12 protein-coding genes are annotated in these 12,554 nt (G+C 57.7%); 6 read left to right on the top strand and 6 right to left on the bottom strand.

Annotation, left to right across the window (positions count from 1 at the left end; all coding sequences use genetic code 11):
- The first annotated feature begins 53 nt into the window (after positions 1-53).
- From LG383_RS18070 to LG383_RS18055, 4 genes are all read left to right on the top strand, one after another.
- On the top strand, positions 54-341 hold the full coding sequence (locus LG383_RS18070; RefSeq protein WP_370635202.1) for a YsaB family lipoprotein: 288 nt from the start codon (positions 54-56) through the stop codon (positions 339-341).
- Between the two features lie 159 nt (positions 342-500).
- Complete coding sequence (glyQ, locus tag LG383_RS18065) at positions 501-1,412, top strand: glycine--tRNA ligase subunit alpha (RefSeq protein WP_003860141.1); 912 nt, start codon at positions 501-503, stop codon at positions 1,410-1,412.
- Between the two features lie 9 nt (positions 1,413-1,421).
- Positions 1,422-3,491: a glycine--tRNA ligase subunit beta gene (gene glyS / locus LG383_RS18060; RefSeq protein ID WP_225759835.1), complete on the top strand. Its 2,070-nt coding sequence runs from the start codon at positions 1,422-1,424 to the stop codon at positions 3,489-3,491.
- A gap of 254 nt (positions 3,492-3,745) precedes the next feature.
- Complete coding sequence (locus LG383_RS18055) at positions 3,746-5,365, top strand: ABC-F family ATP-binding cassette domain-containing protein (RefSeq protein ID WP_225759834.1); 1,620 nt, start codon at positions 3,746-3,748, stop codon at positions 5,363-5,365.
- A gap of 41 nt (positions 5,366-5,406) precedes the next feature.
- On the opposite strand, the gene LG383_RS18050 is transcribed toward LG383_RS18055, so the two are convergent.
- Positions 5,407-5,697 (bottom strand): HTH-type transcriptional regulator, encoded by a 291-nt coding sequence (locus LG383_RS18050; protein ID WP_106995499.1) that lies wholly within the window; start codon positions 5,695-5,697, stop codon positions 5,407-5,409.
- A 331-nt stretch (positions 5,698-6,028) separates the two neighbouring features.
- Between LG383_RS18050 and LG383_RS18045 the strand changes: the two genes are divergently transcribed.
- The gene (locus LG383_RS18045) at positions 6,029-6,739 is read left to right on the top strand and encodes a DUF3053 domain-containing protein (protein WP_106995500.1); all 711 of its coding nucleotides are present in this window, start codon (positions 6,029-6,031) and stop codon (positions 6,737-6,739) included.
- Positions 6,740-7,008: 269 nt separating this feature from the next.
- Positions 7,009-7,221 (top strand): RNA chaperone/antiterminator CspA, encoded by a 213-nt coding sequence (cspA, locus tag LG383_RS18040; RefSeq protein WP_032615822.1) that lies wholly within the window; start codon positions 7,009-7,011, stop codon positions 7,219-7,221.
- Between the two features lie 55 nt (positions 7,222-7,276).
- Here cspA and ghrB read toward each other — a convergent pair whose 3' ends face one another.
- The 5 genes from ghrB to LG383_RS18015 form a co-directional block, all read right to left on the bottom strand.
- Positions 7,277-8,251, bottom strand: coding sequence for a glyoxylate/hydroxypyruvate reductase GhrB (gene ghrB / locus LG383_RS18035; RefSeq protein WP_225759833.1), 975 nt, complete (start codon positions 8,249-8,251; stop codon positions 7,277-7,279).
- Between the two features lie 26 nt (positions 8,252-8,277).
- The gene (locus LG383_RS18030) at positions 8,278-9,558 is read right to left on the bottom strand and encodes an MFS transporter (protein WP_225759832.1); all 1,281 of its coding nucleotides are present in this window, start codon (positions 9,556-9,558) and stop codon (positions 8,278-8,280) included.
- A 108-nt stretch (positions 9,559-9,666) separates the two neighbouring features.
- Positions 9,667-10,605 carry a sugar kinase gene (locus LG383_RS18025; RefSeq protein WP_225759831.1) on the bottom strand — a complete coding sequence of 313 codons (939 nt, stop codon included), beginning with the start codon at positions 10,603-10,605 and terminating at the stop codon, positions 9,667-9,669.
- A 4-nt stretch (positions 10,606-10,609) separates the two neighbouring features.
- Positions 10,610-11,359, bottom strand: coding sequence for a sugar phosphate isomerase/epimerase (locus tag LG383_RS18020; RefSeq protein ID WP_106995504.1), 750 nt, complete (start codon positions 11,357-11,359; stop codon positions 10,610-10,612).
- A 101-nt stretch (positions 11,360-11,460) separates the two neighbouring features.
- On the bottom strand, positions 11,461-12,477 hold the full coding sequence (locus tag LG383_RS18015; protein ID WP_106995505.1) for a substrate-binding domain-containing protein: 1,017 nt from the start codon (positions 12,475-12,477) through the stop codon (positions 11,461-11,463).
- Positions 12,478-12,554: the final 77 nt, after the last annotated feature.

The following is a 12,554-nucleotide window of genomic DNA, read 5'->3' as shown; positions in this document are numbered from 1 at the left end:
TTTAAAAATAACAGCCACAGCAAAGGGCGGTAATAAAAATGATGATACGCGCGATGTGGATCCTGCTTCCCGCGTTACTGGCCGGCTGCGCGGCTCAGGAGACGTCCCCGGCGCAAAACGCGCAAACGAAGAAAGTCAGCCCGGTGCGTTCGCTGGACATGGAACAGCTATGTAAGGATCGGGCAGCCGAGCGCTACAATACCGGTGCGCAAAAAATCGACGTCACCGCATTCGAACAGTTCCAGGGTAGCTATGAAATGCAGGGTTTCACTGCCCGCAATGAGAGTTTCATCTGTTCTTTTGACGCAGAGGGCCATTTTTTACATCTTTCGATGCGTTAAGGCTGCCGCGTAATGAGCTGGCTGCGCCTGGAGGGTGTTGTCAGCACTGCTTATTTCCCAATTTTCCCTAAACAAACCCGTTTCGTACTGTATATCTTGCATCCGACGGGTATACTGATCCCTTCCATTCAAAACCACACGTATCCAGCACGAAATACTATGCAAAAGTTCGATACTAAGACCTTCCAGGGCCTGATCCTGACCTTACAGGATTACTGGGCTCGCCAGGGCTGCACCATTGTTCAACCTTTGGACATGGAAGTTGGCGCCGGCACTTCACACCCGATGACCAGCCTGCGCGCGCTGGGGCCAGAGCCAATGGCGACCGCCTACGTGCAGCCATCCCGTCGTCCGACCGATGGTCGCTACGGTGAAAACCCGAACCGCTTACAGCACTACTATCAGTTCCAGGTGGTCATTAAGCCGTCCCCGGACAATATTCAGGAGCTGTACCTCGGGTCGCTGAAAGAGCTGGGTATGGATCCGACCATCCACGACATCCGTTTCGTGGAAGATAACTGGGAAAACCCAACGCTGGGTGCCTGGGGTCTGGGCTGGGAAGTGTGGCTGAACGGCATGGAAGTGACGCAGTTCACCTACTTCCAGCAGGTTGGCGGTCTGGAATGTAAGCCGATCACCGGTGAAATCACCTACGGTCTGGAACGTCTGGCCATGTACATTCAGGGCGTAGACAGCGTTTACGACCTGGTCTGGAGCGACGGCCCGCTGGGTAAAACCACCTACGGCGACGTGTTCCATCAGAACGAAGTGGAGCAATCCACCTACAACTTCGAATACGCGGACGTGGACTTCCTGTTCACCTGCTTCGAGCAGTACGAGAAAGAAGCCCAGCAACTGCTGGCGCTGGAGACTCCGCTGCCGCTGCCAGCCTACGAGCGTATTCTGAAGGCCGCCCACAGCTTCAACCTGCTCGACGCCCGTAAAGCGATCTCCGTGACTGAACGTCAGCGCTACATTCTGCGTATTCGTACCCTGACCAAAGCCGTTGCAGAAGCTTACTACGCGTCCCGTGAAGCCCTTGGCTTCCCGATGTGCAACCGAAACAAATAAGAGGCGGCCATGTCTGAGAAAACTTTCCTGGTGGAAATCGGCACCGAAGAGCTGCCACCAAAAGCATTGCGCAGCCTGGCGGAGTCCTTTGCTGCGAACGTGACTGCCGAGCTGGATAACGCTGGCCTCGCACACGGTAAAATTGAATGGTTTGCTGCTCCGCGCCGTCTGGCGCTGAAAGTGGCGAGCCTTGCGGCGGCCCAGCAAGATCGCGAAGTAGAAAAGCGCGGCCCGGCCATTTCCCAGGCGTTCGACGCCGAAGGTAAGCCGAGCAAAGCGGCAGAAGGCTGGGCGCGTGGCTGCGGTATCACCGTTGACCAGGCCGAGCGTCTGACCACCGACAAAGGCGAATGGCTGCTGTATCGCGCCCATGTGAAGGGCGAGAGCGCGGAAGCGCTGCTGCCGAACATGATCGCCACCTCGCTGGCCAAACTGCCTATTCCAAAACTGATGCGCTGGGGCGCAAGCGACGTGCACTTTGTGCGTCCGGTTCACACCGTGACCCTGCTGCTGGGCGACACCGTCATCCCTGCCACCATTCTGGGCGTGGCATCCGATCGCGTGATCCGCGGCCACCGTTTTATGGGCGAGCCGGAGTTCACCATCGACAATGCCGATCAGTACCCTGCAATTCTGCTGGAGCGCGGTAAAGTCATTGCTGACTACGAACTGCGTAAAGCCCGCATTAAAGCGGACGCGGAAGAAGCGGCACGTCAGATTGGTGGTAACGCCGATCTGAGCGACAGCCTGCTGGAAGAAGTGACCTCGCTGGTGGAGTGGCCAGTAGTCCTGACCGCGAAGTTCGAAGAGAAATTCCTCGCGGTGCCGGCAGAAGCACTGGTTCACACCATGAAGGGCGACCAGAAGTACTTCCCGGTCTATGCCAACGACGGCAAACTGCTGCCGAACTTCATCTTTGTGGCCAACATCGAATCGAAAGATCCGATTCAGATCATCTCCGGTAATGAGAAGGTGGTGCGTCCGCGTCTGGCGGATGCCGAGTTCTTCTTTAATAGCGACCGTAAAAAGCGTCTGGAAGATCACCTCCCGCGCCTGCAAACCGTGCTGTTCCAGCAACAGCTGGGGACGCTGCGCGACAAGACTGACCGTATCGCGGAGCTGTCCGGCTGGATCGCTCGTGAAATCGGTGCTGACGTCAATCACGCGACCCGTGCAGGCCTGCTCTCCAAGTGCGACCTGATGACCAACATGGTGTTCGAATTTACCGACACCCAGGGTGTGATGGGTATGCACTACGCGCGCCACGATGGCGAAGCGGAAGATGTGGCCGTGGCCCTGAACGAGCAGTATCAGCCGCGCTTTGCCGGTGACGATCTGCCGTCTAACCCGGTAGCCTGTGCGGTGGCGATTGCCGATAAGATGGACACCCTGGCGGGTATCTTCGGTATCGGTCAGCATCCGAAAGGTGACAAAGACCCGTTTGCGCTGCGTCGTGCTGCGCTGGGCGTGCTGCGTATCATCGTTGAGAAGAACCTGAACCTGGATCTGCAGACCCTGACCGAAGAAGCGGTGCGTCTGTACGGTGACAAGCTGACCAACACTAACGTGGTGGATGAGGTTATCGACTTTATGCTGGGCCGTTTCCGCGCCTGGTATCAGGACGAAGGCTACACCGTTGACACCATTCAGGCGGTTCTGGCGCGTCGTCCAACCCGTCCGGCAGATTTTGATGCCCGTATGAAGGCGGTGTCCCACTTCCGTACCCTGGAAGCGGCATCGGCGCTGGCTGCGGCCAACAAGCGTGTCTCCAATATCCTGGCGAAGTCCGATGAGAAGCTGAACGAGCGTGTTAACGCCGCGACGCTGAAAGAGCCGGAAGAGATCGCCCTGGCGATGCAGGTTGTGGTGCTGCGCGACAAGCTGGAACCGGTCTTTGCGGAAGGTCGCTACCAGGAAGCGCTGGTGGAACTGGCTGAGTTGCGCGACGTGATCGACGCCTTCTTCGAGAAAGTGATGGTGAACGTAGAAGATAAAGATCTGCGTATCAACCGTCTGTCGATGCTCGAAAAACTGCGCGAATTGTTCCTGCGCGTGGCGGACATTTCCCTGCTGCAGTAATGCGCCCATTGCCCGGCGGCGCTATGCTTGCTCGGGCCTACAGTTGTTTAAAACCCGCTTCGGCGGGTTTTTTATAGTAAGTTGCGGAAAAATTAATCTTGAAACGGTCAATTAAAACCCGTTATTCTTCCTCCCGTTAACTTTCTCTCCCTGGAGCGCCCCCCAAAAATGAACAACCACGACTGATGAATTTCGATCCTTGCTAAACGCCACCGCGTCGGCAGGGGATGTTTTGATTTCATTCAGGAGTGCTTATGGCTCATTTTGCGCAATCCCCTTCTTTTATTTTGCATCAGGTCACCTGTCAGTTTGCGACGGGCGATACCCTTTTTGGTCCGCTGAATTTCTCTCTCGAGCCGTCGCTGTGCGCCCTCGTTGGCCGCAACGGCAGCGGCAAGACCCGGCTCCTGCGCCTGCTGGCCGGGCTGGACGAACCCGCCAGCGGCCATATCGAACGTTTCGGCACGCACGCTTACGTTGCGCAACAGCACGATATTTCTCCGCACACTACGCTGGCCCAACTGCTTGGCTATGAAGCCATCTTTGCTGCCCGCAAGCGGATCGACACCGGCGAGTACCAGCCTGAGGATCTGGAGCGCCTCGACGGTTTCTGGGATATCGGCGAGCGGCTGAGCGAGGCATTCAGGGAAGCTCAGCTTCCGGCGTTTGCGCCAGACAGGCTGGCAGCTGAGCTGAGTGGTGGCGAGCGGGTTCGTGCTCTGCTGAGCGGCGCGTTTACGGCCAATGCGGACTTTCTGCTACTGGATGAACCCACCAACCACCTCGACCAACAGGGAAGGGCGTGGTTTTATGCCCGGTTGGCGCGGTATTCCGGCGGTGTGCTGGTGGCGTCCCACGATCGTGAGTTGCTGGCGCAGGTGCCGCGCATTCTGGAACTCAGCCCCTCCGCTTTACACAGTTATGGCGGCAATTACGCCGACTATCAGCGTCAGCGGGATGCCGAGCAGCAGGCTGCCCGCGCAGCGCTGGAGCACGCGGCAACCGAGCGCAAGCGCACCCGCGTCCGTATGCAGAAAGAGCATGACGACAGCCTGCGCCGCTCGGCTAAAACCCTGCGCACGGTGGATTCGCTCAACATCGCCTCGTTTGAGCGGGTTAAATACAAAGGCGCGGCAAAGGAGCGTCCGGCCTCGTGGCGCAAACAGCATCATGATCAACAGGACGCGTTGAACGCAGCGGTCAATCAGGCGCGGGAACGGGTCGAAGAGGAGTGTCCGGTGATGTTTACTCTTCCGGGCAGCCAGCTTGCGGAGGGTAAACAGGTGCTGGTCCTGGACGAGCTGGTGCTGCCCTATGTCACGATGCCGCCGCTCAACTGGCGTATGGACGGGCCGATGCGGGTGGCCTTGCGGGGGCCGAACGGCAGCGGGAAATCCACCCTGCTGAAAACGATCCTCGGCGAGTGCACGCCCGTCGACGGTGCCTGTTGCGTGTCGGTCAACGTGGCGTATCTCGACCAGCATCTGTCGCGGCTGGATCTGACGCAGTCCGTTATTAGCCATCTCAATCTGCATAACACGCCGCTGGAGGAGGGGGTGCTGCGCAGTCGCCTGGCGCAGCTGCAGCTGGGTGCCGATAAGGTTACGCTCCCGCTGGCAGAGCTGAGCGGCGGCGAGCGGTTAAAAGCAGCGCTGGCCTGCGTGCTGTGGCGGGAAGAGGCGACGCAGCTGTTACTGTTTGATGAACCGACCAATCACCTGGATCTGGCCTCAATGCAGGCCATCGAGGCGGCGCTGGCAGGCTTTCCCGGCGCACTGCTGGTGGTATCGCATGACGAGCATTTTCTGGAGGGGCTTAACCTGACGCATGACCTGGTATGGCGGGACGGGGAGTGGTGCGGTGAACGGCGGTAACAAAAACACAAACCCCCGCAAATGCGGGGGCTAAAACAATGTTATTCAGTCAACTGCTTACGGAGGGCCGGGTTAGCCTGAATCAGGCTCATCAGCTTCAGCTCGGTCATGGAGGGCTTCACTCTTTTCGATTCCCACTCCTGGACCATTGCCACGCTGACACCCATAGCTCGCGCGAAATCATCGTTTTTCATCCCTGTCCCTTTGCGTAAGCGCTCAAATTCCGTAAAGGGGTTAGACTTTTGCGAACGGGTCACCGTCTGCGGTACATCTTTAAAAACAATCTGTTCCAGACTGCTTAGCAGATCGAACATAGGATCTTTTAATTCCATTGAAAACTCCTCTTAAATCACACTGCGGGATCGTGAACATAGAGAGCAATTTAAGAATAGTCGGTAAAACTGACAGGAGATCGTAACGTGCGTGATTAATTGTTGGAGATACGTTTCGCTCGCTTGTTTTCGGGGTGAGTAACTATGCTAATGACTTGATTAATCAGTAGCGCCTTAGCATCAGGTATATTTTTGTAAATCGTAAGAATTTATATGGCAATAGCCGTTTTACATGAAAAGAGTATCTTGCAGGCCTGACCTGGACTATTCTTGGCAGCGTTGGGCACGCGTGTGCCGGGGTGCGCTTTTTTGGGTGAAAGGAGTAATAACAATGGCGACAGGAAAGCTCTGCTCTCGCTGGTTTGCGCCGCTTGCGGCGTTGTTAATGGTAGTGAGCCTGAGTGGGTGTTTCGATAAGGAAGGCGATCAGCGCAAAGCGTTTATCGATTTCCTGCAAAATACTGCGATGCGCAGTGGCGAGCGTTTGCCAACGCTGACTGCGGATCAGAAAAAACAGTTTGGTCCCTTCGTTTCCGACTATGCCATTTTGTATGGTTATTCACAGCAGGTGAATCAGGCGATGGACGCCGGTCTACGTCCGGTAGTGGACAGCGTGAATGCGATTCGCGTCCCACAGGACTATGTGACCCAGCGTGAGCCGCTGAGCCAGGCAAACGGTGCGCTGGGTGTGCTGGGCCAGCAGCTGCAGAATGCTAAAATGCAGGCTGATGGCGCACGCTCTGCGCTGAAACAGGGCGACGACCTGAAACCTGTGTTCGACAAAGCGTATGAAAAAGTGGTGACCAAACCTGCCGATGCGCTGCAGCCGCTCATTCCGGCCGCGCAGATCTTTACTCAGCAGCTGGTACAGGTGGCGGATTATATTTCGCAGCAGGGGACCCAGGTGAGCTTTGTCTCCAACGGCATTCAGTTCCCGACCTCACAGCAGGCCAGCCAGTACAATACGCTGATTGGGCCGCTGGCAGCGCAGCATCAGGCGTTTAGTCAGGCCTGGGGCGCGGCGATGGCCGCAACGGAGTAGCGTCAGACGCGTACGTTGGCCGTATAAAAACCCCGCTGGAAAGCGGGTTTTTTTATTAAGGTAGAAAATAAAGCTTGTCTTTGATGTCGTAACTATGTTTAATAGTCCTCGTCGGTTTGTTACACAGACCTAAAGCAGTTTAGTTAAGCAGTCCAGATGCGTTATCCTTAGATACCCTTCGTAGTGACCCTTCCTTCATCGCTTAAAAATCTGTAACACATTCCATCATCGCGCCGGAAGGCAAAACAAATTTTTAAAAGGTAATTTCTATGTCTGGTAAAATGACTGGTCTGGTAAAATGGTTCAACGCTGATAAAGGTTTCGGCTTCATCACTCCTGACGATGGCTCAAAAGACGTGTTCGTACACTTCTCTGCTATCCAGAACGATGGCTACAAATCTCTGGACGAAGGTCAGAAAGTTTCCTTCACCATCGAAAGCGGCGCTAAAGGCCCAGCAGCTGGTAACGTTGTAAGCCTGTAAGCTTCCAACTCAGCTAAAAGAATTTAAAAACCCGCCTCTGGCGGGTTTTTTTCGTTCAGGCCTTAGCCTGCGGATTCACGCAGTTTTTATCGACCTTGCCCTGCAGGGCGTCGATCAGGTTGTCCACCGCACATGCCGCCATGTTATAGCGCGTCTCGTGCGTCGCAGAGCCAATGTGCGGCAGTGCCACGACGTTAGGCAGCTTCAGCAACTCTGAGCTGCCAGGCAGCGGCTCCTGCTCGAACACGTCCAGCCCGGCCGCATGGATCTCACCGTTTTTCAGCGCCGCGATCAGCGCCTGCTCATCCACCACCGGTCCACGGCCCGCATTAATAAAGATGGCGGACTTCTTCATCTTCTCAAACTGCGCTTTGCCCATCAGATGATGCGTCTCATCGGTCAGGGGCAGGATCAGGCAGACGAAGTCCGCTTCCTGCAACAGGGTATCGAGATCGCAGTAGCGGGCGTTGAAACGCTCCTCGGCTTCCTTATGCTGGCGGCGTGCGTTGTAGAGGATCGGCATGTTGAAGCCGAAGTGGGCGCGCTGCGCCAGCGCCAGGCCGATGCGGCCCATCCCAACGATACCCAGCGTTTTGCCGTGCACGTCGGTGCCGAACCAGTCCGGGCCGATGCTTTTGGTCCATTCCCCGGCTTTGACGCGCTCGGCCACTTCCACCACCCGGCGCGCACTGCTGAGTACCAGCGCCATCACCGTATCGGCCACGGTTTCGGTCAGTACGGTTGGGGTGTGCATCAGCAGGACGTTACGGGCATTCAGCGCGTCGACATCAAAGTTGTCATAGCCCACTGAAATGGTCGAGGTTGCACGAAGCGCAGGCATTTTCTCCAGCAGCGCGGCGTCCACTTTTTCGCTGGAGCCGAGCAGCCCGACGGCACCGGCGAAGGCGTCAGCGTGTTGCTGCACCGTCTCCGGGCTCAGGTTGTTGACCCGGGTAACGGTAAAATGATCTTCAAGGCGCTGCTGTAACGCATCAGGCAGGGCTTTATACAAAATGACGGACGGCTTCATGCTAATCTCCGTTGATTTAAAAGGGTTCAGGCGTGGCGTGCGCCGACGGGAACGTTTTGATTATTAGCAGGCTTAACAATTAAAGTAAGCCACACCGAGGCAAAAAGCGCCACCCCCATAAAGATGTACGAGGCCGACGGGCTGCCGGTTGCGCCATTCAGATACCCCACGAACCACGAACCAAAGAACGAGCCCAGCGCACCCATGCTGTTGATCAGCGCCATCGCGCCGCCCGCCACGTTACGCGGCAGCATTTCCGGGATGATGGCAAAGAACGGACCATACGGGGCATACATTGCCGCACCGGCGATCACCAGCAGGGTATAGGAAACCCAGAAGTGGTTGGCGCCAACCGCCCACGAGCCGATAAAGGCGCAGGCAGCAATTAACAGCAGCGGCCAGACGAACAGCTTACGGTTTTGCAGTTTATCCGACGCCCAGGAGACCACGATCATCGCGATGGTTGCTGCCAGATACGGCACGGATGACAGCCAGCCCACTTCGACCATACCGAGGTTATCGCCCGCGCTACGAATGATGGACGGCAGCCACAGGACAAAACCGTAAACCCCGATGCTCCAGGTGAAGTACTGCATGCACAGCAGCACCACGTTGCGTGACCGGAAGGCTTCGCCGTAGTTACGCACCGCTTTCAGCCCCTGCTGCTCTTTATCCAGCTGCGCCTGCAGGGCCGCTTTTTCATCTTCCGACAGCCATTTGGCCTGCGCCGGTTTGTCTTTCACCAGCACCCACCAGCAGAAGGCCCAGATCACCGCCGGAACGCCCTCAATAATGAACATCTCGCGCCAGCCGAAGGACTGGATCAGGTACCCGGAGACCACCGACATCCACAGCACCGTGACCGGGTTACCGAGAATAAGGAAGGTATTGGCGCGCGAGCGTTCGGATTTGGTAAACCAGTTGCTGATGTAGATCAGCATCGCGGGCATTACCGCCGCTTCCACTACGCCGAGGATAAAGCGAATGGCCGCCAGCGCCGGGATGTTATTCACCATCCCGGTCAGGGAGGCACAGGCGCCCCACAGGATCAGGCAGATGAAGATCAGTTTGCGCACGCTGCGGCGTTCGGCGTAGATCGCGCCGGGGATCTGGAAGAAGAAATAGCCGAGGAAGAACAGGGCACCCAGCAGCGAGGAGACGCCTTTGGTGATCCCCAAATCTTCGGTGATGCCAGCGGCGGACGCGAAGCTGAAGTTCGCGCGATCGAGATACGCCAGGCTGTACGTGATGAACACGACAGGCATGATGTACCACCAGCGTTTTACTGCATTTGTTGCATTGTTCATGGGCTTGCCTCTGTGGTTGAGGAAATGACCGCCGCTGTCTGTAGGGTACAGGGCGGTCTGTTTGTTTATTCCCTCTCCCCTCTGGGGAGAGGGGCAGGGTGAGGGGATTTACTCCCCTAACTGTTGCCGGGTCGGTAATCCTTCGCTGTCGCCCTGAACCTGGATCGCCAGCGAGCCGATGATATTGCCGCGGGTGATGGCCTGCTGCAGGGTTTTCCCCTCGAGCAGGGCGCTGACCACGCCAACGGCAAAACCGTCTCCCGCCCCAACGGTATCGACGACGTTTTCGACCCTGACCGCCGCCACGGCACCTTGCTCACCGTCGGCGGTTTTAAACCAGGCGCCGTCGGCCCCGGTCTTCAGGATCACCGCCTTCACGCCGCGATTCAGGTAAAAATCAGCGATCCCTTCCGGCGTTTTTTCTCCGGTCAGGATCTGGCCCTCTTTCACACCGGGCAATACCCAGTCGGCCTGGAAGGCGAGGTGGTTGAGCTTCTCCACCATCTCCGCTTCGCTTTTCCACAGTACCGGGCGCAGATTCGGATCGAAGGAGATCGTCTTGCCTGCGGCTTTCATTGCGCCCGCAGCATGATCGAGCAGGGCGTATGAGCTGGCGGACAACGCCGCCGCCACGCCGCTCAGGTGCAGATGCCGTGCCGCGGTAAACCAGATCGGGTTGAAATCCTCTACTGACAGATGGCTAGCCGCCGAGCCTTTACGGAAGTACTCCACAATGGGATCGGTTCCATCGGTGACTTTCGATTTGAGCTGAAAGCCTGTCGGATAACGGCCATCCAGGGTCACGCCTGCGGTCTCGATCCCCTCGTTTTTCAGGGTATCGAGCACAAACTGACCAAAGCTGTCATTGCCGACGCGGCTCACCCAGCCCACCTTCAGGCCAAGGCGCGCCAGGCCGGTGGCGACGTTCAGTTCTGCCCCAGCAACGCGCTTGATAAAGTGGTCGACGGCACTGAGTTCGCCGGTCTTCGTGGCGACAAACATGGCCATGGCTTCGCCAATGGTGATGACATCCAGAGCGTGTGGCATGTCGTTACTCCTCGCGCAGCAAATTAACGTAGTGACGGGTGACCGCCGTCAGATCTGGCCCTTCCAGCGGAAACTCGATCCCGCGTGGAGCATCGGCAGGGAGCTGATCCAGCAGCGCCTGCCAGCGGGCGCTGTCGTTGTCCGGCGGCACGGCGCGATACTGTTGCTGATGGGGAACGGCGGCTTTGACGTGGATATAGCTCACCGCAGGCGCCAGATGCTTTGCGGCCTCCTCCGGGGATTCACCCACCCACAGCCAGTTGCCCATATCAAAGGTCAGGGTGACCGGAAGGTTCATTACCCGGCAGGCTGCCTTGAAACGCTGCATCGGCGCCAGCTGCCCACAGCGCGTCTGGTCGTTTTCCACCACCAGCGTCATGCCGGTTTCATCGAGCAGGGCGCGCAGCGCATCGAGCTGCTGCTTATCGCTGAAATGGCCGAGAGAGACTTTCAGCCACAGGGCGTTAAGCGTCGCGGCTTCGGCAAGGTAGCGGGGCAGCATGGGATTGAGATTGCCGTCCGGGGTAAAGAGGGCATCGGGGGCGGAGTAGCAGGCCAGCAGGCCGAGCAGTTCAATGGACCCGGCCAGCGTGGGTAAAGACGCCAGTTCGGCGTCGCTGAATAACTCCCGGCGGATCTCGACCCCGTCGGCACCCGCACCGGCGATCACGTGCAGCATGGCGCGCTGGCCACCTGCTTCACGTACCTTGTCAGCGCCATACGCGGCGGTGACAACAATAATTTTTCTGCCCATTGGCGGACTCCATCACGTAGCTGATACTCTTTACGCTAGATGGAACCGGTTCCAAAGAAAAGTTCAGGATGCTGGATTTATGATCGCCATCACGAAGGGGGTTAACGTGACGTGGAACCGCGGACGATCAGCTCGCCGGAGAAGACCTGCTCGCGCACGGCCTCATCCGCGCCGTTAATCCGGCGGACCACCTGCTCGACGGCAGCGAAGCCAATCTGCCAGGTGGGTTGTTTGAGGGTGGTAATGCCGACGCCTGCCAGCTCCGCCCACTCAAGTTCGTCAAAACCCAGCAGGCCGATGTCGCTGCCCCAGTGCAGGCCAATGCGCTTCAGCGCTCGGGCAATCTGCAGTGTCAGCGCGCCATTTGCGGAGATCACCGCCTTGCGCATTCCGCGATGGCGGGTGTGAAACTGGCGCAGGGCGTTGTCCAGTTGCTCAGACTCGTGGAGCGGGATTTCGACGTTCTCGGCCACCACGCCAGCGTAGCGGGCGAGGGTGGTGCGAAAGGCGCTCAGGCGTTCGCGGCGGGTATTGACCATCCCCAGCGGTTCGCTCAGGAACAGGATCGCTTCAAAGCCTTGTTCGATAAGGTGTTCGGTGGCGGTGGTCGCAGCCTGAGTATTATCCAGTCCCACCACATCGCAGGCGAAGTCCGGGATTTTGCGGTCAATCAACACCATCGGCAGGGCCGACTGCTGCAGGCGGTTCAGCCCCTCCTCGCGCATGCCCACGGCGTTAACCACGATGCCTTCCACCTGATAGCTGCGCAGCAGATCGAGGTAGTGCAGCTCCTGGTCGACTTCGTTATTAGTGTTGCACACCAGCGGGGTAAACCCTTTTTCCCGGCACGCGGCTTCGATGCCGCTGAGGACGTTAACGGAGTAGGGGTTGGTGATATCGGCGATGATCAGGCCGATGAGACGGGTTTTGCCGTGTTTCAGACCGCGGGCCATCAGGCTCGGGCGATAGTCGAGGTCGGCGATAGCCTGTTCAATGCGGGCCAGCAGCGCGTCGGACAGCAGGTGTTTTTCGCCGTTGAGATAACGGGAGATGCTGGTTTTACCGGTTTTTGCGGCTTTCGCCACGTCGCTAATGGTGGACCGTGTTGATTTGCTCATCGCTGATTTCCTTGCTATTGGTGCGTACACCTTAGCGCGAAAATGCCCGGTGGCGCTACGCTTACCGGGCCTGGGGT

Source organism: Leclercia sp. Marseille-Q4284, assembly GCF_916618945.1.
In the GTDB taxonomy this organism is placed as follows: Bacteria; Pseudomonadota; Gammaproteobacteria; order Enterobacterales; family Enterobacteriaceae; genus Enterobacter; species Enterobacter tamurae.
Note: the sequence above shows the minus strand (reverse complement) of the source record. Positions and strands in the feature narration are given on the sequence as shown.

What these genes read in the sequence shown, in the direction of transcription:
- glyQ (WP_003860141.1), top strand. Translation starts at nt 501, where the DNA reads ATGCAAAAGTTCGATACTAAGACCTTCCAGGGCCTGATCCTGACCTTA.
- ghrB (WP_225759833.1), bottom strand. Translation starts at nt 8,251, where the DNA reads ATGAAGCCGTCCGTCATTTTGTATAAAGCCCTGCCTGATGCGTTACAG.
- LG383_RS18015 (WP_106995505.1), bottom strand. Translation starts at nt 12,477, where the DNA reads ATGAGCAAATCAACACGGTCCACCATTAGCGACGTGGCGAAAGCCGCA.
- LG383_RS18025 (WP_225759831.1), bottom strand. Translation starts at nt 10,605, where the DNA reads ATGCCACACGCTCTGGATGTCATCACCATTGGCGAAGCCATGGCCATG.
- LG383_RS18030 (WP_225759832.1), bottom strand. Translation starts at nt 9,558, where the DNA reads ATGAACAATGCAACAAATGCAGTAAAACGCTGGTGGTACATCATGCCT.
- LG383_RS18020 (WP_106995504.1), bottom strand. Translation starts at nt 11,359, where the DNA reads ATGGGCAGAAAAATTATTGTTGTCACCGCCGCGTATGGCGCTGACAAG.
- LG383_RS18055 (WP_225759834.1), top strand. Translation starts at nt 3,746, where the DNA reads ATGGCTCATTTTGCGCAATCCCCTTCTTTTATTTTGCATCAGGTCACC.
- cspA (WP_032615822.1), top strand. Translation starts at nt 7,009, where the DNA reads ATGTCTGGTAAAATGACTGGTCTGGTAAAATGGTTCAACGCTGATAAA.
- LG383_RS18050 (WP_106995499.1), bottom strand. Translation starts at nt 5,697, where the DNA reads ATGGAATTAAAAGATCCTATGTTCGATCTGCTAAGCAGTCTGGAACAG.
- LG383_RS18045 (WP_106995500.1), top strand. Translation starts at nt 6,029, where the DNA reads ATGGCGACAGGAAAGCTCTGCTCTCGCTGGTTTGCGCCGCTTGCGGCG.
- LG383_RS18070 (WP_370635202.1), top strand. Translation starts at nt 54, where the DNA reads ATGTGGATCCTGCTTCCCGCGTTACTGGCCGGCTGCGCGGCTCAGGAG.
- glyS (WP_225759835.1), top strand. Translation starts at nt 1,422, where the DNA reads ATGTCTGAGAAAACTTTCCTGGTGGAAATCGGCACCGAAGAGCTGCCA.